Here is a 22,252-nt window from a genome sequence, read left to right on the forward strand (position 1 = left end):
TAGGTCATTGCCAGGCATCCAACACCGACACCCTGATCAGAGATGGTCAGGGTGTTTTTTTATGCTTGGAAAAAGGCCTGGCCAGGACCAGTCAAACGCCGCTCACTCCGTACTTTCTGCGCTGGTTATGCAGCCCTATCGCCTGCTATTCACGTTTATGCTTTGCCAGATCTGGTTCATTATGCCACTGCTATTGTAAAACTAGGATGGCACTACTCTTGAGAATGGCCATACTGCATAACAGCATGAATGGTAAGGAGGGTTCTCATGGCATTATCAATCGATTTGACGGGGAAAGTAGGGTTAGTGCTTGGTGTTGCTAATGAGCACAGTATTGCTTTTGGTTGCGCTAAAGCGCTGAGAGAGGCTGGTGCAGAGATTTGTCTTACTTACCTTAATGATAAAGCGAGAGCATATGTAGAGCCTTTGGCCAGCATGCTTAACTCTCCTTTATTGATGCCTTGTGATGTGCGGGAGCCTCAGGCACTTATTGATGTTTTTCAAATGATCAAAGAAAAGTTTCAGCGTCTGGATTTTGTGATTCACTCGATTGCTTGGTCGCCCATCGACGATTTACACGGAAGACTGACAGACTCCTCTAGTGAAGGTTTTGCTGAAGCTATGGACATCTCCTGTCATTCTTTAATGCGAGTAGCGCGTTTGGCTGAACCACTTCTCAGGGAAACCGGGGGCGGGACAATCCTGACGATGAGCTATCTTGGTGCTGAGCGGGTTGTACCACATTACAACCTGATGGGGCCTGTTAAAGCTGCACTGGAGAGCTCTGTTAAATATCTTGCTGCTGAGCTGGGTGGCGCGAATATTCGGGTGCATACGCTCTCACCCGGTCCGATGCCCACTCGCGCGGCTTCAGGCATCGAAAAGTTCGATGAGTTACTAGAAGAGGCCAGTTCCCACTCACCGCTCCATCGTATCGGATCACCAGAAGATGTAGGAGCGGTGGCGGCTTTTCTGGTCAGCCCGTTGGCTCAGAATCTGACGGGATGTGAGATCTATATTGATGCTGGTGTAAATCTTATGGCGTGAGGCTGGGTTTTTCATCGACTTAACCTTAAGTATGGAGTTCATTTCTTCACCTCCAGAACTCTATGACGACAAATTCTTCAGTATCGTTACCTGTTCTTCTGTCGGGGCCTGTGATTCGGAGAGTAAGCAAAGACTCACTACTAATCTGGATCGTAACATCGCAGAACGTTGATTGGGATCTTCGGCTCTTCCAAGGCATTAATGAGGATTCTGATGTTTGGCTTACCCCTGACGGGGAGTTTTCCTATTTTCAGATGGGACATCGCTGCTATCTGCATTTATTAAGCTACACATTAGCCAAGCCCCTGCCAGAGGGGGTTCCGGTCAGCTATTCGCTTAGCTTTCTGCAAGGTGATACTGCCATTCCTGTTCATGAAGCTATTGATGATCTTTGCTATGAAGGTGAGTCTCTACCTTCCTTTCTCTGGCGCGACAAGCTGTCTCCCTTATTTCATGGATCCTGCCGGAAACCACATCATCCGTCAGGTGATGGTATGGTGAGAGCCGATAGTGCATTAGCAAGCAAACGTGCTGATCCCAGTAGCTGGCCAACACTAATGATGATGTCTGGTGACCAGATTTATGCTGATGATGTCGCTGGCCCGATGCTAAAAGCAATTCACCAGACGCAGGATTTATTGGGTCTATGGCATGAGAAACTTGAAGGCTCATTGGTAGAGAGTTCTGAGGATCTTCTTGCCAGTGCCTATTGTTACTATGCACGACAAGAGCTTCTGCCTGAATCCAAAGATGGTGAACAGGTGGAGCAACGCTTCTTCAAAGGTGTAAAAAAGCCGATCTTCACTACTGATTCTGCCCACAATCATCTGATCACACTTAGTGAAATGATCGCCATGTATCTGCTGGTTTGGTCTCCCACCTTATGGCCTTTACTAGAGCTTGAGGAAGCGCCAGAGGGTATCAGCGAAGATCACCACAAGGCATATACTGAAGAGCTGGCTACGATCAAAGATTTCGCGCTAGGTTTACCGCAGGTAAGGCGTTTGCTGGCACATGTTCCTTCATTAATGATCTTTGATGATCATGATGTCACTGATGACTGGAATCTTACTGCTGGCTGGGAGCAAGCTGCTTACGGGCATCCTTTTTCACGCAGAATCATTGGTAATGCTCTTGTGGCGTATTGCTTGTGCCAAGGTGCAGGAAATGAGCATGCAACGCTTAAGCCTCTCTTGCAAAGCCTGCGGCAAATGACAGAGAAGGCTGTAGCTGCAGGATTTTATGAACTGGATGAGCAAAATAAACTGATCGACCAACATCTGCAGTGGCCAAACTGGGGTTACATCGTCCCAACCACTCCCCCCATGGTTGTGCTGGATACACGTACTCGGCGCTGGCGTTCTGAAAAGAACCTCAACAAGCCTTCCGGGCTCCTGGATTGGGAAGCATTAGTCGATTTTCAACAAGCTCTCTTTGATCATAAAGCGGTGGTGGTTATCTCAGCCGCTCCTGTATTTGGCGTGAAGCTTATTGAAGCCGTGCAGCGTTTCTTTACCTGGATTGGTAAGCCACTGCTGGTCGATGCGGAGAACTGGATGGCTCATCCTGGTGCAGCGAATGTCATGTTGAATATCTTCCGGCATTCACGTACACCGCGTCATTTCGTCATATTGTCAGGCGATGTGCACTACTCCTTTGTGTATGACGTGCATCTGCGCTTTAAAAAACAGGGGCCGATGATTTGGCAGATCACCAGTAGCGGTATTAAAAATGAATTTCCAGGGAAGTTACTGGATATTTTTGATCGTCTTAATCGATGGCTCTATGCCCCATGGTCCCCGCTTAACTGGTTTACTAAAAGACGCTTAATGCAGATACATCCCAGACGGCCTGAAGAGGGAAGCCGTGGTGAGCGGCTAATTAATGCCTCGGGAATGGGGTATGTTAAGTTGGATGATGATGGTAAGCCCATACTTATCTCGCAGCTTACGTCAGATGGGCGCGATTTGAACTTCAGTGTGTTTGAAGGAGAGGAAGAGCAGTGGGAGTGATGAGTTGTTCACTCTTCTCTCTGCTCCGCTAAATCTTCGTGCACAACTTAAAGCAGTGCGTATTCATCATAAAATGCAGCCAGCATCCGGGCGAGTTGCTGGGGCTTCTCTACCGGTAACATGTGTGCAGCGTCGTCCAGAGTATGCATCTGGGCTCCGCAAAGGCTGGCTGCGAGTTCCTTGACAACATCCGGGGGCGTTGAGCCATCCTCTTGACCTACGACACACATCGTGGGTAAACGAATCCCTTCCAATGATCCTCGATAATCTGCCGTTTTCAGTGCCTCACAGCTGCCTAAATAGCCTGTTTTACTTGTTCTTTCTAGCTGTTTTTTGGTGTCTGCAACCTTCTCTGGGTGCTGCTGATGAAACTGCCGCGAAAACCAGACTTTCATAATGTTGTCGCTAAGGCTTACAAGTCCCGCTTCATTGACTTGCTCGATACGAGTATCCCAACTTTGCTCAGAGCCTATCTTTGCTGCAGTGCCTATCAGCACCAGCCCCTTCACTCGGGATACATGATTTTTGGTGATGCACTGGGCAATAAGGCCACCTATAGACAGTCCACAGAAGACAGCTTCTTTAATTCCTAGCTTATCAAGCAGCGCCATAAGGTCTGCGGTGTGGTCTTCAATGGTGTATGGAGGTGCAGGCGTGGGTGATTTTCCCTGACCGCGAAGGTCGTAACGTAATAGGCGTACCGTGGGGAGATGACACTGAATCTCTGACACGAGGCCGTTCCAAAGCGAAAGTTCGGTTCCTAATGCATTAATCAGAACAAGAACTGGGCCTTCGCTAGGGCCATCATAGCGATAGTTTAGTTGGGCAGTGTTAGTGAAGAGGTTGCTCATGAATCCTTCCTTCAAGTGGAGCATTACCTAAACCATAGACGCCAACAGGAAGGGAAAAAATGAAGTCTGATGGTACGCTGTGTCGTCGGTATGTAACGACACAGCGAAAGTGATTAGCTCCATCCGTGATCTAACGTTTGGCGATAATCCAAACCGCATGAACAATGCCTGGAACATATCCGCAGAGAGTCAGCAGAATATTCAGCCAGAATGCGCCTCCCAGACCGACTTGCAAGAATACGCCAAGAGGAGGAAGGATAATGGCAAAGATGATTCGTATCAGATCCATGATGTGTTTCCTTTAACAGTGTTAGGTTGTTTGATCACTGTATTGCCATTGGGGACACAACGTTTGAGCGACAAGACATTGCCATTTCATGCATAAGCGTCTACCGGATCTAGAGGCTTTACACTCAGTAAAGACGCTGTATTGAGGCTTTGCTTCTATGTGTCACATAGCATTTCCAAAGGGGGAGTTGTGCGTAACTATCCATTGTTGCTTCAAGGTTTCGCTACGGATGTCGCCCATGATGTGGCTCACATCAGGCGTGTAGTGAGTACTGCGAAAAGACTATGTGAGCAGGAAGGAGCGCATTCCGATATTGTCGAAGCGGCCTCCTGGTTGCATGACTGTGTGAACTTGCCGAAGGATCATCCCGAACGTCACCTGGCTTCTCGCATGAGTGCTGATAAAGCGATGCAGTTGCTTGAGGGGCAGGGCTTTAGCCTTGAACAGAAGCGGGCAATTCACCATGCCATTCACGCTCATAGTTTTAGTGCTAATGTCGAGGCGAAAACCCTGGAAGCCTGCATTGTGCAGGATGCCGACCGGCTTGATGCGTTAGGTGCTATCGGTCTTGCCCGCACTTTCATGGTGGGCGGGCAGCTTCAACGAGCGCTCTATGCGTTGAATGATCCGTTTTGTCAGGAGCGTTTACCTGACGATAAGCGTTATGGGTTGGATCATTTTTATACCAAGCTGCTTTTGCTAGAGGAAAGCTTCAAGACGGAGGCTGGACGGCAGGAGGCAAAAAAGCGCACGGCCTACATGAAGGAGTATCTGGAAGAGCTGCGCCGGGAAATCGGTGAGCCATTGGATGATACCGATGAGCAGGACACATCATCGGTATCCGCATGATTGCTAATTAGCGCAGGCTAATACTGGGCCAGCCCCGCTCGGATGCCGCCTTTTGCAGATTATCATCTGCATCAACCGCTACCGCGTGTGTGGCACGCTCCAGTAGAGGTAGATCATTAAAGGAGTCACTGTAAAAGTAGCTGCCTTCCATTGTGATGTGAGGATGCTGTTCCAGCCAGGCCTCCAGGCGCGTGACTTTACCTTCGCGGAAACTTGGAATGCCCGTAGGCTCGCCGGTATAGCGGTTATTTTTAATCTCCGCATCACAGGCGATGACATCATCCACCCCCAGGGCTTCAGCGATGGGCGCAGCGACAAAGTGGTTGGTCGCGGTAATAACCAGCAGAAAGTCACCTGCGGCGCGGTGTTTGGCCAGTAATTGATGAGCCTTGGGAAGCAGCATCGGACGGATTTTGCGAGCGAAAAAGTCCGCATGCAGCGAGGCCAGTTCATCCATACTAAACTGTGTCAATGGAGACAAGGAATGGCGCAGATGGGCAATAATGTCCAGAGTGCCTTCCATATACTGCTGATAAAACGCACGGGACTGCGCCTGAAAAGCCTCGGCATCTACCAGACCCTCCTCAGCCAGATACTGGCCAAAGGCCTGATCACTGTCGCCGCCGATCAAGGTGTGGTCTAGGTCAAAAATGGCCAGGGCCATAGCAATTTCTCCTCGTTGTGCAGTGCATTGTCATCATACGGGCTAAGCTGCTGTTTCCAAAAAGTTTTGATGATCATCAGCCCTTGGTGAATCCCGCCAGTTATGGAAGAATAAGGGAAATATCAAGTTACAGCAGGATGATTCCGTGATAGATGAAGACGGATTCCGGCCCAATGTGGGCATCATCCTGGCGAATGGTCAAGGGCAGGTGTTGTGGGCTCGTCGTGTCGGGCAAGATGCCTGGCAATTCCCTCAGGGAGGTATCAAATTCTCGGAAACGCCCGAACAGGCGCTGTTCCGGGAGCTCAAGGAAGAGGTTGGGTTAAGTGCCGAACATGTTGAAGTGCTGGCCTGTACCCGAGGGTGGCTTCGCTACCGCCTGCCAAAACGTATGGTTCGTCATAACAGCCATCCTGTATGCATCGGCCAAAAACAGAAATGGTTTTTGCTACGCTTACTGGCTGAAGATGAACGCGTCTGTATAGACGGTGGCCATTCGCCAGAGTTTGATCACTGGCGCTGGGTGAGTTATTGGTATCCGCTGGGACAGGTTGTGTCCTTCAAGCGGGAAGTGTATCGCCGTGCCATGCGGGAGCTGTCTGGAAGACATATGCGCCTGTTTCATGGTCAGGAGCCTTTTTGAACTGAAATGCAGGCTGAATCCGGCACACCAAGGAGGTGGCCTTTCAGTGCTGTCCTGCCACAGGAAAGAGGGCATCAAGCCTAGTACGTGACACATTAGTACGTAACAAAGAGGGAACCGCGATGCCCAAGCTGGAGACATTGCGAAAGATAGTTCAGGAAGTCGACAGCGCTGAAACGCTGGATGCGGCACTGGAGCTTATCGTCAAACGCATTCGTCAGGCCATGGGCACTCATGTGTGTTCGGTGTACCTCTTTGATCGCGATCGTGACGCTTTTGTCTTGATGGCAACAGAAGGTTTGAATAAGTCTTCTGTTGGCCAGGTTACTATTGGTGCGCATGAAGGTCTGGTCGGTTTGGTGGGACAGCGTGCTGAGCCTATTAACCTTGATGATGCGGCACAACATCCGCAATTTCGTTACTTTGAAGAGACCGGCGAGGAGCGCTACAAGTCGTTCCTTGGTGTGCCGATTATTCACCAGCGTCGTGTCTTGGGCGTTCTTATCGTTCAGCAGCGCGACCAGCGCCGTTTTGATGAAGGTGATGAAGCCTTCCTCGTCACCATGTCAGCTCAGTTGGCCGGTATCCTTGCTCATGCCGAGGCAACTGTTGGTATTAGCCCTTCGCGCCATCGTAATCAGAGTACCAGTGCAGAAACACGCTATGACGGTATCGCCGCATCGCCGGGTGTTGCCATTGGTACTGGTGTTGTTATGGCGACTCCGGCTGATCTTGACGCAGTACCTGCCAAAGCCATTACTGGCGAACGAATTGATCAGGAAGTGCAGCGTTTCACGGCAGCCCTGAAACTGGTTCGACGTGACATCAAAGCTGTAGGCCGGACTCTGGAGAAGCGGCTTCGAAAAGACGAAGCAGCACTCTTTGATGTGTATCTGCGCATGCTGGATGATCATGCCCTGCCGGCAGAAGTCGTCACTCAGATCAAAACGGGTAACTGGGCTCAGGGCGCATTGTGCACTGTGGTTCAGGGCCATATTCGCCAGTTCTCAATGATGGATGATGCCTATCTGCGTGAGAGAGCATCGGATATTCGGGATCTGGGTCGGCGGATTCTTGCCTATCTGCAGGAAGAAGCGCGTACTGAGCCCAAGGAATATCCACCCCAGACCGTACTGGTCGCGGAAGAAGTGACGCCCGCCATGCTGGGTGAGGTGCCTCCTGAGTGTCTGGTTGGTCTGGTATCGATGATGGGGTCATCGAATTCCCATGCCGCGATCCTGGCCCGTTCCATGGGAATCCCTACCCTTATGGGGGCGGTGGATTTGCCGATGACCACGCTGGAAGGTCAGGAGCTGATTGTCGATGGCTACATGGGGCGTGTCTTTGTTAATGCCAGTGCGGATCTGCGTCATTACTACGAGCTGATTTTGGCGGAAGAACGTAGCCTGACAGAGGGTCTTGAGGCGCTGAAAGATCTGCCTGCCGAAACCTGTGATGGTTATCGAATGCCGTTGTGGGTCAACACCGCGTTGGGCGCCGATGTTACCCGTTCACTTGAACGTGGCGCTGAGGGGATCGGTCTCTATCGCACCGAAGTACCGTTCATGATCCGTGAGTCCTTTCCTACGGAAGCTGAGCAGGTTCAAAGTTACCGGATCCAGCTGGAGTCCTTTGCGCCGCGTAATGTGACCATGCGTACTCTCGATATTGGTGGTGACAAGGCGCTGCCTTACTTCCCCATTGAGGAAGATAACCCCTTCCTGGGTTGGCGTGGTATTCGTGTCACGCTGGACCATCCCGAGATTCTCAAGATCCAGGTGCGAGCGATGCTCAAGGCCAGTCAGGGCCTGAATAACCTGCGGATCATGCTGCCGATGATCACCTACGTCAGCGAAGTGATTGAGGCAAAACAGTTTATCCACGATGCCGTATCAGAGCTGCGTGATGAAGGCCTGGAGATCAAGACCCCTGAAATTGGCGTCATGATCGAGGTGCCAGCCGCGGTGTATATGGCTGGTGATATTGCTCGTCATGTGGACTTCATGTCGGTGGGAAGTAATGACCTTACCCAGTACCTGCTGGCGGTCGACCGTAATAATCCCCGCGTTGCAGGGCTTTATGACTCTTATCATCCCGCGGTGCTAAAGGCACTGCAGCATGTGATCAATGAGGGCCATAAAGTTGGCGTGCAGGTCAGTATTTGCGGCGAGATGGCAGGTGATCCTGGCGGCGCCATTCTGCTGATGGCAATGGGTTATGACGTGCTTTCCATGAGTCCGATCAACCTGCCTCGGGTGAAGGCAGCGATTCGCGCGACAACCATCGAGCGTGCTCGTACCCTGCTGAATTACATCATGACCCTGAACGATCCTAAGGAAGTCGAAGCCGCTATTTTTGACGTACTGAACGAGTCCGGCGTAGGGCGACTGACGAACCGGCGAGCGGCAGCTTCTGATTCTCTGAACTAGTGTGTCGACCGTCTGCGGTCCTTAAAGAACCCGAGGCTATTGTCTCGGGTTTTTTTATTGGCTGACGGGTGTCTCGGGATTATTGATAAGTAGCCGAATACCACAGAGCTCACCGGAGCTGCGCTGTGCTATCTCAATTGTCGCACCGGCGCTGGCCTGAATACTTTTGACTTTGTCATTAAGGCCAAAGCTATCCAGCAGGCAGGGTTGCCATTGTGGTAAAAGTGGCAGAAAGGGAGCGCACAGGCTGATCTCAATCTGCTGCATTGTCCCTTCTTCGAGCGTTCGGGTGATGAGTTTCCAGTGCTTCGGCTCGATGCCCTCAAGTTGCTCCGCTGAGAAGATCAGAATACCCACCAGCAGCTTGCTCAGGGGCATGATATTGGCCATGTAGGGCGGCAGAGGGTGGAAGTCAGTCTCGAGGCTTAAACGGCCATTCAGCGTTGGGGCCAGCGCTTTTAGCACCTGTGTAATCAGTCCATTTAATTCGACAGGCACATAGCTGCCAGGTTCGGCTTCAGCCAGTTTCTGCAGATCATGAACGCAGCGCTCGATATCCGTCAGGCTCTGGTGCAGGTCGCGTAAGTATTCACTGGGGTGCTCATCCGACTGGCGCTCACGATCCAGCAGTAACTGGGATAGTGCCAGCGGCGCATGTACCTCAGCTACCAGCCCTGAAGTGAGCTGGCCCAGCGCGATCATTTTTTCCTGATGCAGCAGGCGGGACTGCGCACTTTGCCATTGATGAATAAGCTGTTGTTGGCTGTGTCGTTCTGTCTCCAGTTCCGCTGCTGTTTGCTGTAGCTGAGCATTAGCGGCCTGTAAGGCTTCTGTACGCTCCGCCACTCGTAGCTCAAGCTCACTATTGAGCTGTTCCATCTTGCGCAGGAATTCAGACTTGATCTGAGAGGAGGCAAGTGCCTGGTCGCGGGCTTCAGACAGTGTTTGCTCAAGAGCGCGTTGCTCTGAAACATCGCGGGCGACAACGACGTACAGTGAAGGTTTCGCATCGGCCACCCGGGTGATCTGCGCCAGAATCGGGAAGCTGGTGCCATCTTCACGCACAATCTCAAACTCAATAGGTGCGCTGTTGCTGGTTAGCCATTGGTCAGGCGGTGTATTCAGAGTGGGGATGAAGTCGCTGAGAGGCTGCATGCGCAGGTTTTCCCATTGGCTGCGAAGTAACTGCAAACCGGCGGGATTGCTTTGCTGAATGCGCCACTGCTGATCGACCAGCATCAGGCAGTCGGCGATGCTGTGAATAATGGCAGAGGTTTTTGACGCCGTCAGACGCAGCTCCTGCTCAGCCTCTTCTCGCTGCATGACCTGCAACTGCAGTTGCTGATTAATGCTCTGAGTTCGGTCATTGGTGGCTTCAGACTGATAGAGCGCGCGCTGCAGTCGGGTAACCACCAGCCAGAAAACGCCAAGTAGAGCGATGATGATCAGCGATTGCAGCGCACTGTAGGAAAGCAACAGGTTGGGCACCGAGTTCGGCCCAAAAGTACGGCTCACCGCCATGGCTCCGCGAACATCACCGGCTTTCCAGTCATGCTTGTTCGTTTGAGGCGATGCGTTATGGCAGCTGATACAGCTGGGTGAGAGCAGGTCGGCTCGTGCATAGCTCAGGGTCAGCTGGTCATGCCGGTAGTCGAAGAGGTAATAAGGGCTAAAGGCATTGGAGTTCACTGCCCGCAACGAGTCGCTCTCAAATTCATCCTGAGGTTGGGAGCCCTGACCGTTCAGCAGAGGAATATCGCTGTACATGCGGATGCGCAGGCCGGTGTTTTCTTCCATCAGCTGGCGGGCGAGCAGTCGGGTGAACACATTGGGAAGTGGCAGCGTGTTGTCGTCCTGGCGATATTCATCGCCGATCACCATACCGGCCTTTTCCGCCTTGGGAATCACCTCGCGGGAATAGAATCCCCGAATTTGAATCAACAGATCCAGATAGTCATCAGCCTGCTGGATCGCTTCTTTCTGCACTCGGGCCAGACGCTGCTGGTAATCACCCCAGACCAGCAACAGGCTCATTACCATCAGCAGGATAATCACGGCGGCAAAGCGGGGGCCGGAAAAGAGCAGCGCCAGCTTTGGAGGTGTTTTCAAGTCCACAATCTATCCTTTTGCCGCTGTCCCTGCGGGCATCTTTGCAGGCTATTTGGTCAATGGGCCAGTCTGAAGAAAGCGTCTCAGTGCTCAGGTGGCGTCTGGCGGATGGGCAGCCAGAGGGTAAAAGTTGTGCCTTCACCGACCTTGCTCTGTACTTCAATCCGACCGTGATGTTTTTCCATAATATTGTAACTCATGGCCAGTCCCAAGCCCGTTCCCTTGCCAACGGGCTTGGTAGTGAAGAAGGGGTTAAAGATTTGATTCAGATTATTAGGCGCAATGCCACAGCCGGTATCGCTGATGGCAATAAACGCCTGGTCACCTTGAGTTCCGGTGCGAACCGTCACTGTGCCCGAGTTTTCAATGGCCTGCGCTGCATTTACCAGAAGGTTAAGAATAACCTGATTGATTTGTGAGGGAATGCACTCGACTTCAGGCATATCGCCGTATTCTTTCTCGACGGTGGCTTTGTACTTCAGCTCATTGTTGGCGATGTTGAGCGTACTCTCGAGCCCTTTGTGCAAATCCGTCCTGGCCCACTTATCGTCGGCGGTGTGGGAGAACTCACGCAGGTCTTCGATGATTTTCTTGACTCGCCGCGTTCCTTCTCGGGACTCGGTAATCAGTGCCTGCAAATCGCTGATGAGGAAGTCGTAATCCAGCTGTTCCTTGAAGTTGTCCAGCGAGGTTTTCTCCGGCGTAGGCTCTTCAGGCAAGGCTTGTTCGTAGGCTTCATTCAAGGCCACCAGGTCATGAACATAGTCGCCCATCGCCTCGATATTCGCGGAGATATACGCCATAGGGTTATTGATTTCATGGGCCACGCCCGCTGCCAGCTGACCGATGGAGGCCATTTTCTCGGATTGGATCAGTTGCGCCTGAGTTTGTTGCAGCTCATTGATCAGACGAGCATTAGCCTTGTTTTCCGCACTGAGCTGACCGTTCAATTCCTGCAGCTCTTCTGTGCGCGTCATGACGCGGGCTTCCAGCTCCCTGTTGAGGGTTTCAAGATTGGTTTTCGCTTCTTCCAGTGCCTGTGTGTATTGGCCGAGCTGCTGCCCGGTCAGTACCACGCCGCGGGCGGTATCATCCAGCTCCTGCAGATTGAAGTGAGGCAAGCGCTGGTAATAGTTGCCCTGACCGATATTGCGAATCATGCCGGAAACATCGCGCAGGGGATCTGCCACAGAGCGGGCCAGTGAGCCAGCCTTGCGATAGAGGAAGATAAAGAACACCACATAGAAGGCGACCAGTGCCGCAATCATCATAAAGCCGATGCGGTTAAAGCGACTGTTGAGGGCGATGGCATCGGCGAAGATATTCTTCTCTTTGGTCATCGCCATCAGGTACCAGTTGGTGCCATTGATCTGATGCCAGCTGATCAGCATGGGCTCTTTCTGCATGGTCAAAGTGGTCATGCCACTGGTGGCGCCTTCCTGCATGTGACGCATGAGAATCTGGGTATCACTGCGTTTATTGAGGTTATAGGCATCGGGCAACTCCTCGCCGTTGTTATTGGCAATCGAGGGTAAAGACCAGTCGGCCTCGCCTTGTGGTGGAATCGCCAGAATATTGCCTGAGCGATCAATCAGCACACCGTAACCATCCCAGGGAACGTGAAGGGTTTTTACCTGGGTAATCATTCGATCCAGCGTGACATCCAACCCGACGACGGCTTCCGGATGGCCGCTCTGACGCTGATCATTGAGATAGACCGGCGCGATACTGGAAGTCATCCAACCCTGGCCAGCCGGGTCCTGATAAACATCGGTCCAGACCGTGTCACCACTTGGGTTATGCGCGCCGTCAGCTTCGTAAAAGAAATTGTATTCGGGAATGTTCATGTCGTGGGGGAACTGCTCGAACACATCAAAGGCGGGGTAAATCCGGTTCATGGATTCCTGGGTATTGATATACACCTGCGCCACCAGCGGCTGTGACTCGACAATATTACGAAACAGCGGGTCGAGCTGGCTCAGCTGAATGGCACGTTCACGCTGCTGGGCTCCCGCCGGCGTGAGGTTGGACATAAAAAATGCCGCTTCGTTAGGTTTGGAATTCGTGGTGTAGAGCACGCCGTCAGCAACGTTATAACGGGACTGTTCGCGCTCGCTGCCTGCGAAAGGTGTCATGTAGGCTTCGGTTGCACGCTTTTGCAGTAGTCGCGTCATATTGGCGACCCCCTCCAGCTGATCGGCGATGCGATCTGCCTCAATGGTCGAGACCGCATCCAGCTGTGTGCGGGAAACATTACGCATGCTTTGGATGTTTTCATCACGGATGATGCTGTTGGTCAGCAGATAGGCAACGACCAGTGCGAGCTCGATCAGGATGATCGGGATCAGGGCGCTCTTGAGGTACGAGCGCCATACGCGGCTGAAAAATGTAGGTGAGTTGGCATGACTCATGGCAATTTCCAAAGCTGACAAACGTGACGATAAGGCCGTTAGCTGCCTTGCTGACTATGTTTTACCGGATGGACTACTATCGCTATCCCCCCGATGGGCTGCAATAACCGGGGTTGCGCAAAGCTGACAGCTTTTACTTTTATCCTGAAAAAGATAGACCCTGCGCTCACATCTGCCCAACCCGAGCGAGGAGTAGGAACGAGAGAGGCAGTAGCTGTCATGATCGAGGGTTTTGTTTGAATTTTCTGTTGTCTGCCCCAGTGCCGTACATTGTGCTGCTAGAATAACGCCGCGTTTCAATGCGGGTCATCTGCCGCTGACTTCAGCGCTGTTCGCAACGTGGCGAGCAGTCGGATGGTGAAGAACGAAGGAGAATATACGTATGCTGGTCTTTTTGCTGTATCTGGTGCTGGGCGCCGTCGCCGGGGTGCTGGCCGGGCTGTTTGGTATTGGTGGTGGCATGGTTATTGTGCCGGCACTGATTTTCGCCTTTGGCGCACAGCATGTACCGACTGAGGTGCTAACGCATCTGGCTATCGGCACGTCACTGGCCTGCATCATCACCACCTCCATCAGCTCTATTTACACTCACAATCAGAAAGGGGGGGTGCTCTGGTCTATTTTTGCCAGTTGTACCCTCGGGATTCTGATCGGCGCGATGCTGGGCGTGCAGACTGCTGTGATGCTGCCAGGGCCCTTGCTACAAAAATTCATAGGTGTCTTTGCCATTCTGGTAGCGATTCAGATGGCGTTTAACCTCAAACCCAAGGCCGGTCGCGAATTGCCCGGCAAGCCCGGAATGGTGGCTGCTGGCGGAGTGATTGGCTGGGCATCGGCTATTTTCGGTATTGGTGGCGGCACACTGACCGTGCCTTTTCTCACCTGGTGTAACGTTCGTATGCAGCAGGCGGTAGGGACGTCTGCCGCGCTAGGGTTACCCATCGCCATTTCCGGTGCGCTGACCAATATAGTGGAAGGGTGGAATGTCGAAGGGCTGCCGGAATGGAGTCTGGGCTATGTCTACCTGCCCGCCGTTCTCGGCATCATGATTGCTTCAACCCCCTTTGCCCGGGTGGGCGCCAAGCTTGCGCATCGCCTGCCTGCTCACGTTCTGAAACGCGCCTTCGCTGTACTGCTGGTTATCGTCGGTGTACGGTTTCTCGTTTCCGGCTGAACCGGCTTCGAGTTCAAGGATGTTATTCGAAAGGTATTCCTTACTATGCTGACTTATCCCCAGATTGATCCTATTGCAGTGGAAATCGGGCCCCTCAAGGTGCACTGGTACGGTCTGATGTACCTGATTGGTTTTGCCGCAGCCTGGTGGCTGGGACAAAAACGTCGTGAACGTTTTGGTATTTCCAAGGAACAACTGTCGGATCTGATTTTCTTTGGTGCCCTGGGTGTCGTGCTCGGCGGGCGTATTGGCTATGTCCTCTTCTACAACTTTGACCGTTTTCTTGATAACCCGCTGTGGTTGTTTGAAGTCTGGGAAGGCGGGATGTCATTCCACGGTGGCTTGCTGGGCGTGCTCTGTGTAATGGCCTGGCAGTCGAAAAAGCTGAATCTGCGTTGGTTAAGCCTGGGTGACTTTGTTGCTCCTCTGGTGCCTATTGGATTGGGAGCCGGTCGTATTGGTAACTTCATCGGCGGCGAGCTCTGGGGGCGGGTGACGGATGTGCCCTGGGCGATGGTATTTCCTCGCGCTGGCGATCAGCCGCGTCATCCATCCCAGCTGTATGAACTGCTGCTGGAGGGCGTCATTCTCTTCACTGTACTCTGGGTTTATTCACGTAAACCACGGCCCTCGGGTTCGGTCTCCGGCCTGTTTCTGGTGGGTTATGGCTGCTCGCGGATTATCGTCGAGTTCTTCCGTCAGCCTGATGCGCAACTGGGCTTTATTGCCTGGGGCTGGCTCACTCAGGGGCAGCTACTCAGCGTGCCCATGGTGCTGGCGGGCTTGGGGCTGATGGTATATGCCCACAAGGCTGAGCGTCCTCGCCACTAGTGACTCCCTAAATAAATCGACGAAATAAAAAAGGGCGGCCTTCTACAGGTCGCCCTTTTTTTCGATCCTGAGGGTTAAACGGCATCAGACCGAGAAGGGATACTGAATCGCGGAATGGTACTCATAGCCTTCAACCCTGAAGTCATCGAGAGTGACCCAGGTTTCCAGATCGTTCAGGCTCTTGATGTCGGGATTAATGCTAAAGCGAGGCGGCGCCAGAGGCTCACGCTTTAGCTGCACATCGCGCATCAGTGGCAGCTGATCTTCATAGATATGAGCATTCACAATCTTGTGGTACGCAACGCCGGGTTTGTGGCCGGTGATTTGCGCCATGATCGCCAGCAGGAAATAGACCTGTACCATATTGAAATTCAGCCCGAGGGGAACATCGCAGCTGCGCTGGGTACTGTTTAGATACAGGGTGTCACCCAGCAGTGAAAAGTGATGGCTGTACATGCAGGGACGCAGGCAGCCAAGGTGAAATTCGCCAGGGTTATAAAAACTCAGGATTTCTCCACGATCATCCACGCCGCGGGAAAGCTCATCAACAATCTTGGCCAGCTGATCAATCGGTGTGCCTTCCGGTGTCTGCCATGCACGGCCCTGCACCCCGTATACGCGGCCCATATCATCTTCACCCTGACGAGCAGGGTTGGCCAGCCAGGCTGCGTTTTCATTGGCGTTGGCATCCCAGGTTTTTGCGCCCAGTTTGCGAAAATCTGCGGCGCTGCTGTAACCCCGGATATAGCCCAGCATTTCCGCTATCGCTGCTTTCCAGAAGCTTTTACGAGTCGTTATTAATGGAAACTCGCCCTTGGCGACATCGTAGGTGAGGTCGGCATTGATGACCGTCAGGCAGCGCTTGCCGGTGCGCTGGTTTTCGACCCAGACCCCTTCATCGACAAGGCGCTGGCAAAGATCAAGATACTGTTTCATAGGTCCTGCTCGCCGGAGAAATGGCCAGTCATGGCTGGTGAAAGAGTGGCTATTTTACGCGCTCAGCTGTGCTTGTCATCTCGACAGATGAAACCTGATTTTATGGAGTGATCTGGCAGGACGAAAATACGACTTTTCACGTCATGGAAACGTTTTAATGATGGCTGCGTGGGAAGTGAAAGTGATAATCTGGCACTCCCGGCTATCTGATAATTGCTAATAAAAATAAATGCTAACCGTATGTCAGTTAGTGCTATGCCGAGGCAACTGATGGTTCCTGTTCACCCTTAGAGATTGGACAAGGAGGCATCACTCTATGCTTCGCGTTTTTCAACGCTCGTCCATAGCCCAGGAAGTCGATGCTGCACGGCACACGCCAGCGCTTCATCAACACCTGTCACAACAATTAAATGCAGGAGCTACGCGTACGGATGAAGTCCGGCCTATCGCAGCTTCCGCCTTCGATCGCCCGCAGGTTCTGCAAGGTAATGCGGATGGTCAGCAAAAACACCGCACTCACCGCTTCTCTGGCTTGCGTGAGCGTCTGCACCTTGGCAAACGTCACAAGGAGAAGGAGCGGCCGGTCATTTCAGCGCCGATTGTGCCTGCGCAAACGCCTGTTGGAACATCGCCGCTGGCACAGCGACAGGGTGATATCCCTGTGCAGCCGCAGTTACCTCCGCCGCCTCCACCTGTCGTTGCGGCTCCTGCTCCTCGATTGCCTGAAACGCCGCCGGTGGATGAGGCGGGTTACTGGGCACAGAATCTGTTGGAGGAATATGGCCTGAACCTCGCGCCGTCTGATCAGGAGCGAAGTGGAGTGCAGCACGCACCCGTGAAGGAGTTCTACACGCCCAAGCCTGCCATCAACAGCGATGACGAAAGCCGCAGCCCCAGGCGTCAGGAAGGTGTAGAGCCCAAGGTGCAGGACCGCGCCGCCGATTTCAAAGCAATGCCTTATGAGGGGATGCTCAAAGGTCAGGCGCCTGCTACGGATACAACCCCAACCGAGGCTCCGGTACGACGCAATCCCTTTAAGCGCCTTGATCACTGGATGACTCATCATACGGACGGCTCCCCGATCAACAGGCTGCGTAAACGCAACCCCAACCCTGCGCCAGCGCCTGAGATGAAAGGCAAGGGTGTGCATATGGAGCTGGGTTTAGGGCAGGAAGGGCAGCTCACTTTCGGACCGGGCACCTCCCCGCAAATGCAAACCTTATTGACCAAAACGCTGGTCGATAAAGGGCGCCGTTTTGAAAAAATCAGCACACTGAGTAAAGCTGACAGCGATAGTCCGCTGGCGGATCAGGAAAGCCGGGTGCTGCTGCGAGACACTCAGGGCTATGCCCATCATATTCGCGGTGATGAGTTCGGGATGTCGGCGATGCACAGCAGTGTGCCGTCATTGCCAGGCACCTTGCCTTTACCGGACAAACAGCACGAAGCACAGTTAACTCATACCCATCTGGATGCGCAGGGTCAGGCGTTTCGCCTGCATGACGGTTTGCTGATGCACTTCAATCGGCAAAAGCAGTCATGGGAGCCGACGCTGAACCCGCATGATCAACCGGATAAGTGGTTGTCACTGCACAGCAGTGGTAATCGGGTGAGTGCCTGCGCGCGCCATAATAATGTGTTCCGCATTGTCCAGTTGTCGTCTCAGGGGGCGGGTCTCTACGCCACCCGTGACCCGATTCTCGCGCATCATCAGGATGCCGAGGGCCGGCTGGCGGTGCTGGGCGGCACTCTTGAAAAACAGCACATCAGCCTGATCGATCCGCCGGAATGGGGGCGTAAGGTGCAACTGAAAAAGTTGCCGATCGAATTGCCTGCGCATAATCATCCAACGGCGGATGCCGTGCTGTCTCCCGGACTGCCCAGTGAAGTGGCGATCAGCGGCGACCACCTCTATGTGACTGACAAGCATGGTGCCCTTTACAGCATCACCCTGGAGGAGGCGCACAAGGCGGCGGAGGAAGGCAATAGTGTTCGCCTGCGTCATCATCATCCCAGTTTTCTTGGCGCCTTAGGCAGTGAGCAGCGGATCACCGGTTTCTTCACCGATGGCCGGGGGCAGTTGCAGGCACTGGTGAAGGATATTGCCGGACAAACCCATGCCTGCCCCGAAGCCGAGCGTGGCAACTTCCGCCCCGGCTGGAATCTGGGCGACTCCTTGGTCACCACCAAAGTGAACGGTCTTGAGAATACTGCCAGACCTGAAGCCGCGATTCATTTTGACCGTTTTGGCACTTTGCGGCTGTCCGAGGGCAAAGTGTTGTTCCGTGATGCTGTCACCGACAGCTGGCGAACCGCACCGGGGCTGGAAGGCGTCGATGCGCTGTCACGCGGTTTGGATGGCCGCAGTTATGCCATCGTCAACGGCAAGCTGCGCATGCTCGATATCCCGGAAAAAACGCCAGTGCAGACGCTTGGGCAAACCCTCTATAGCCTGCCATCCCAGCGGCATTTGCCTAAGCTCAAGGCGCCTCTTCGTGGCTCCAGCGAAGAGGATCAGTTCATCAGTGCCGCCGTGGTAAACAGCCACCATTACATCGGCCTGGATGTCACCGGCCAGCCGATCGTGCGCCAGCACTCCCGCACTAATCAAAGCGCGCAGCGCCAGCCGCTCGCACTGCCTCTTAGCGGCTTGCCAGAGCATGATTTGCTGGCGCAGCTGCATTTGGATAAAAAGCAGAATCTGATTGGCTGGACGCAAAGCGGGCGGATGTTCGCCATGAGTAAAGCCCAATGGTCGCATCCGCTGGCGGATCGTCTGGGAAGTCGCTGGGAAGAGATTGCTCTGCCAGAAGGGCGTCATTGCAGCGCTGAATCGCATATTTTTACCTCGGGGCGGCATGACCTGGTGCTCGAGGGTAGTGAAGAGCGGTATCAGCTAAATGAGCAACTGCGCTGGCAGGTGGCGGATGAAGAAACACCGCCTCAGGGACAGGCACCGAGTACCGCGTTTGATAAAACCTTCGAGCGGCTGGCAGCGGCCGACAAGCAGAAGAAAATCAAAGGGCGCGATGTGCAGTTCAATGTAGGTGTCGCCAACTTTAATAACGTTGAAAAGCTGCCGCAGGTGGGCAGTGGTTTCCGTGAGCGTCTGCGGGCGCACTACGTGCGTATGAATATGGAAACCCCGCGGCCGCTGAAAATTGCCGGAGATGCGATTCAGCATCGCTATCAGGGACGTGAAGGCCTGAGTGATATCTACCGTGAAGCCACGCGTTTGCACCATGAGTTGGATGGCATGCAGTCCGCGGCTCGCTCTCGCCAACCGGTGATGGCGCTGGATGAACGCATGACCCGGCTGGAGCTGGCAGGGCAGATTGATGATCGTCAGGCGCTGGGTGAAGACGGCGTGCGGCTGCTGGATGCGGTGCGTCAGTTCCGGGACGAGCTGGACCGCTCCTCATTTCATAATCTTTCCTTGCTGACTGCCCAGGCCAAGGTGCTCGACAGTCATGGTCATATCAAGGAAAAGGCAAAGGTAAAGACGCGTCAGCAGCAAGGCTATAACCATGCGAACGAGCATAACTTCACGCAGGAGCTAAAGCAGGTCTGGGATCGTAATGGCATGTCTCGCGGAGTGACAGGCAAACTGCTGGCGATGCTGGATGAGCGTGATGTGGCCCTCGGGCACAGCAAGAGCGAGGCACCGCTTGGACGTCAGCGCGATATGCAGGACGAGGCCGCCATCGCCAAGGCCCGCCTGACACTGAATACCATCACGCTGGAGAAACTAGGCTCGTTACTAACGCGCCTGGAAACACTGGCCGATGGCAGTGCTCCGCCCAGTCAGGCGCAGCTTCAAACCCTGTGGGAAGAACTGGTCAATGCGCGTGATACGGAGTATCGCGACAATCCGATTCGTCGGTATTCGGATATGGGTCATGCGGGTTTCTCGGATCTCGAAGCCAATTACGACACGATCAAGGGATTCCTCAAGGCGTTTCGCAAGGATGATCATGGTGTGACCATGACCAGTCGCTCGGCGCTGGATGCCAAGGATCGCGACCTGCTTAAAGAGCGCATGAAGGATATTCTGCACTCCCTGCGCGAAGGTGAGACGCTGGCATTTGGTCGTGCCTATGAAGGCGGACTAAGCACGGTCTACATGCCGACCACCGCGTTTCCCTTCTTTGCTGCCATCATGGCAGGAGCGACGGCCGGGGTGGGGCGCTCCATGCTGATTACCCGCGATGAAGGCTCGATGGTGGTGTCTTTTGCCCGAAATAAAGCCCAGACCCTGTCCGTAGGTGGCTTTATGGGTCAGAACCTGCTGCCACTGATGGCCGGTGTCGATGTGGATAACCCTGCTTTCGCCAATGCCTTCCAGCATGATATCAACAGTGGCCGCAAGGCCGGGATCGATATTCGTGCGGCAGTGGCGCTGTCTAATGCGTTCTCGCATGCGGCACGGCATGGCATCGATTTCACCCTGAGTGAGCATGATATCGACAGTTTCGTCGATAAACTTTTGGATGTGGAGAATTCGACCGCCCCTCAGGATCTGCTGGAGAAAGGGCTGGAGCATGTGAATCGCCACGGTCATACCCTGTCTTTCAGCATGGATCTGACCGGACGCATTGGCTTTCGGGCGGGCGTGGATATCACCAACTCCCAGGATAACCCTTATCTGGTGTTGCGTGGCGAGGCAGGCGCAGTGTTCACAGGAAACATCGCTCACCTGTCACGTACCGAAGATCATGAGCGCGGCGAAACATCCCAGCGCGATATGGTGGAAACGCAGGTGTCAGGCTTCGATAAGGCAAATGCCACAGTAGGGCTGTCGCTTCAGGGCTTCACAGCGCCGAAGATAAACGAGCGGGGCGACCACCTGCATGAGTACACCAATTTCACCGGTATCGAAGGCAAGATCAGTGTTGAGGACACCAAGGTCAAGCAAGTGGATGTGCACGTTCGCCAGCCGGGCGCGTTGAGCTTTGATGCCCTGCCGGAGGTGATTAAGGGGCTGGAGCTACTTTTCTCGGATAAGGAAACGCTGGCCTCGCTGCAGGCTATTGCACGTCAGCGAGGCGGTGATTTTAACCCACCAAAGAGCCGTCAGGAGCTGGAGCTGCATCAGCTTCGCAGCCTGAGTTCACTCTTTCATAACCGTCAGGGAATGACGGTGGATCAGTGGCGCGGTGTACGTGCGCTGCAGAAAACCCACACTGCCGCACTGGCTCATGCCAACCACAGCTGTGTGCTGGGTCGTGAGGTGAAATACACCACGACCTTTACCAACCTCAATCGTCTGGATCATAACGGCTTGCTGGGCGCGCTGGTCTCTCATCTTGACCCGGAACGGCAGCCAACCGCCGCGCAGCAGCTGCAGCACATTATTGAGCATGATCCGCAATTTGCCACACTGATGAAGTCTCTCAAGGAGACGCCCAAGGCGCGTGGCAAAGTGATTATGGAACTGCGGAGTGAAGTGAAGCAGCGTGCCAGTCGTTTGTTGGCGGAGGGACGTATTTCTGCGGCGGATGTCGCACTCCTGATGAAAGACCCGCGCAATCTTCGCATCAAAGAGATCAAAGTGGTGCAAATCACCGGGTTAAACGAAAGCTTTACGCCTATCCAGTTTGTCGCTGGCGGGAACAGTTCGTCCTCAGTCGGCATGGAAAAACTACAGTCCAGAATCAAATTCCACTACGGGCCGGAGGATCAGGCGCTGCCATTGCATTACACCATGATGGGAGCCACTTCCCTCGCAGACCAGAGCACACGTGAGGCTGCGACTTCACTGGCACGTGAGTTCGGGCAGGAGTTGTCCTGATACGGACGGCTTTTGTCACTCAATGAGAAGGGCGCTGTCTTGCCACTGAGCGCCCGTCTTTCTTAGACTTTTTGATACCCGCACCATCTTGGCTCACCTATTGCTTCTGTGTTGCGTTCTGGCTATACCTTGATGACCTAATAAGGCGCAAATGTTAGCCAATAAAGTTTAATGCAACGTTATGTAGTTTCTAGGAACCCTCAGGATTAGAGGGCC

14 protein-coding genes are annotated in these 22,252 nt (G+C 53.5%); 8 read left to right on the plus strand and 6 right to left on the minus strand.

Going from position 1 to position 22,252, the window contains the following annotated elements; all coding sequences use genetic code 11:
• The first annotated feature begins 267 nt into the window (after positions 1-267).
• Together fabI and ACKC9G_RS15810 are read left to right on the plus strand one after the other, a co-directional pair.
• On the plus strand, positions 268-1,047 hold the full coding sequence (fabI, locus tag ACKC9G_RS15805; RefSeq protein WP_411407136.1) for an enoyl-ACP reductase FabI: 780 nt from the start codon (positions 268-270) through the stop codon (positions 1,045-1,047).
• A 62-nt stretch (positions 1,048-1,109) separates the two neighbouring features.
• Positions 1,110-3,059 carry an alkaline phosphatase D family protein gene (locus tag ACKC9G_RS15810; RefSeq protein WP_411407138.1) on the plus strand — a complete coding sequence of 650 codons (1,950 nt, stop codon included), beginning with the start codon at positions 1,110-1,112 and terminating at the stop codon, positions 3,057-3,059.
• Between the two features lie 47 nt (positions 3,060-3,106).
• On the opposite strand, the gene pcaD is transcribed toward ACKC9G_RS15810, so the two are convergent.
• Together pcaD and ACKC9G_RS15820 are read right to left on the minus strand one after the other, a co-directional pair.
• A complete protein-coding gene (pcaD, locus tag ACKC9G_RS15815) occupies positions 3,107-3,910 on the minus strand; it encodes a 3-oxoadipate enol-lactonase (protein ID WP_411407140.1) in 804 nt (267 codons plus the stop codon).
• Positions 3,911-4,040: 130 nt separating this feature from the next.
• On the minus strand, positions 4,041-4,199 hold the full coding sequence (locus ACKC9G_RS15820) for a YqaE/Pmp3 family membrane protein (protein WP_411407142.1): 159 nt from the start codon (positions 4,197-4,199) through the stop codon (positions 4,041-4,043).
• A 189-nt stretch (positions 4,200-4,388) separates the two neighbouring features.
• Between ACKC9G_RS15820 and ACKC9G_RS15825 the strand changes: the two genes are divergently transcribed.
• Positions 4,389-5,048: an HD domain-containing protein gene (locus ACKC9G_RS15825; protein ID WP_411407144.1), complete on the plus strand. Its 660-nt coding sequence runs from the start codon at positions 4,389-4,391 to the stop codon at positions 5,046-5,048.
• Positions 5,049-5,055: 7 nt separating this feature from the next.
• Here the strand turns inward: ACKC9G_RS15825 and ACKC9G_RS15830 are convergent, their stop codons facing one another.
• On the minus strand, positions 5,056-5,712 hold the full coding sequence (locus tag ACKC9G_RS15830; RefSeq protein ID WP_411407146.1) for an HAD family hydrolase: 657 nt from the start codon (positions 5,710-5,712) through the stop codon (positions 5,056-5,058).
• A 145-nt stretch (positions 5,713-5,857) separates the two neighbouring features.
• Between ACKC9G_RS15830 and ACKC9G_RS15835 the strand changes: the two genes are divergently transcribed.
• Both ACKC9G_RS15835 and ptsP read left to right on the plus strand, forming a co-directional pair.
• Positions 5,858-6,355: an RNA pyrophosphohydrolase gene (locus tag ACKC9G_RS15835; protein ID WP_411407148.1), complete on the plus strand. Its 498-nt coding sequence runs from the start codon at positions 5,858-5,860 to the stop codon at positions 6,353-6,355.
• A gap of 122 nt (positions 6,356-6,477) precedes the next feature.
• Positions 6,478-8,784 (plus strand): phosphoenolpyruvate--protein phosphotransferase, encoded by a 2,307-nt coding sequence (ptsP, locus tag ACKC9G_RS15840; protein ID WP_411407150.1) that lies wholly within the window; start codon positions 6,478-6,480, stop codon positions 8,782-8,784.
• Between the two features lie 54 nt (positions 8,785-8,838).
• Here the strand turns inward: ptsP and ACKC9G_RS15845 are convergent, their stop codons facing one another.
• Together ACKC9G_RS15845 and ACKC9G_RS15850 are read right to left on the minus strand one after the other, a co-directional pair.
• On the minus strand, positions 8,839-10,893 hold the full coding sequence (locus ACKC9G_RS15845) for a DUF3365 domain-containing protein (RefSeq protein WP_411407152.1): 2,055 nt from the start codon (positions 10,891-10,893) through the stop codon (positions 8,839-8,841).
• Positions 10,894-10,976: 83 nt separating this feature from the next.
• Positions 10,977-13,304 (minus strand): ATP-binding protein, encoded by a 2,328-nt coding sequence (locus tag ACKC9G_RS15850; RefSeq protein WP_411407154.1) that lies wholly within the window; start codon positions 13,302-13,304, stop codon positions 10,977-10,979.
• 382 nt (positions 13,305-13,686) lie between these two features.
• On the opposite strand from ACKC9G_RS15850, the gene ACKC9G_RS15855 reads away from it, so the two are divergent.
• Positions 13,687-14,478, plus strand: a complete 792-nt coding sequence (locus ACKC9G_RS15855) for a sulfite exporter TauE/SafE family protein (RefSeq protein WP_411407156.1) — start codon at positions 13,687-13,689, stop codon at positions 14,476-14,478.
• Positions 14,479-14,523: 45 nt separating this feature from the next.
• A complete protein-coding gene (gene lgt / locus ACKC9G_RS15860) occupies positions 14,524-15,309 on the plus strand; it encodes a prolipoprotein diacylglyceryl transferase (protein ID WP_411407158.1) in 786 nt (261 codons plus the stop codon).
• An 84-nt stretch (positions 15,310-15,393) separates the two neighbouring features.
• On the opposite strand, the gene ACKC9G_RS15865 is transcribed toward lgt, so the two are convergent.
• The gene (locus ACKC9G_RS15865) at positions 15,394-16,245 is read right to left on the minus strand and encodes a thymidylate synthase (protein WP_411407160.1); all 852 of its coding nucleotides are present in this window, start codon (positions 16,243-16,245) and stop codon (positions 15,394-15,396) included.
• A gap of 316 nt (positions 16,246-16,561) precedes the next feature.
• Here ACKC9G_RS15865 and ACKC9G_RS15870 point away from each other — a divergent pair, with 316 nt between their 5' ends.
• Positions 16,562-22,036 (plus strand): AvrE-family type 3 secretion system effector, encoded by a 5,475-nt coding sequence (locus ACKC9G_RS15870; RefSeq protein ID WP_411407162.1) that lies wholly within the window; start codon positions 16,562-16,564, stop codon positions 22,034-22,036.
• The last annotated feature ends 216 nt before the right edge of the window (positions 22,037-22,252 follow it).

The organism is Pokkaliibacter sp. CJK22405 (assembly GCF_046614695.1).
GTDB lineage: Bacteria > Pseudomonadota > Gammaproteobacteria > Pseudomonadales > Balneatricaceae > Pokkaliibacter.

Excerpts from the sequence above, each read along its gene's own strand:
- ACKC9G_RS15865 (WP_411407160.1), bottom strand. The coding sequence starts at position 16,245 with ATGAAACAGTATCTTGATCTTTGCCAGCGCCTTGTCGATGAAGGGGTC.
- lgt (WP_411407158.1), top strand. The coding sequence starts at position 14,524 with ATGCTGACTTATCCCCAGATTGATCCTATTGCAGTGGAAATCGGGCCC.
- ACKC9G_RS15870 (WP_411407162.1), top strand. The coding sequence starts at position 16,562 with ATGCTTCGCGTTTTTCAACGCTCGTCCATAGCCCAGGAAGTCGATGCT.
- ACKC9G_RS15810 (WP_411407138.1), top strand. The coding sequence starts at position 1,110 with ATGACGACAAATTCTTCAGTATCGTTACCTGTTCTTCTGTCGGGGCCT.
- pcaD (WP_411407140.1), bottom strand. The coding sequence starts at position 3,910 with ATGAGCAACCTCTTCACTAACACTGCCCAACTAAACTATCGCTATGAT.
- ACKC9G_RS15855 (WP_411407156.1), top strand. The coding sequence starts at position 13,687 with ATGCTGGTCTTTTTGCTGTATCTGGTGCTGGGCGCCGTCGCCGGGGTG.
- ACKC9G_RS15850 (WP_411407154.1), bottom strand. The coding sequence starts at position 13,304 with ATGAGTCATGCCAACTCACCTACATTTTTCAGCCGCGTATGGCGCTCG.
- ptsP (WP_411407150.1), top strand. The coding sequence starts at position 6,478 with ATGCCCAAGCTGGAGACATTGCGAAAGATAGTTCAGGAAGTCGACAGC.
- ACKC9G_RS15820 (WP_411407142.1), bottom strand. The coding sequence starts at position 4,199 with ATGGATCTGATACGAATCATCTTTGCCATTATCCTTCCTCCTCTTGGC.
- fabI (WP_411407136.1), top strand. The coding sequence starts at position 268 with ATGGCATTATCAATCGATTTGACGGGGAAAGTAGGGTTAGTGCTTGGT.
- ACKC9G_RS15830 (WP_411407146.1), bottom strand. The coding sequence starts at position 5,712 with ATGGCCCTGGCCATTTTTGACCTAGACCACACCTTGATCGGCGGCGAC.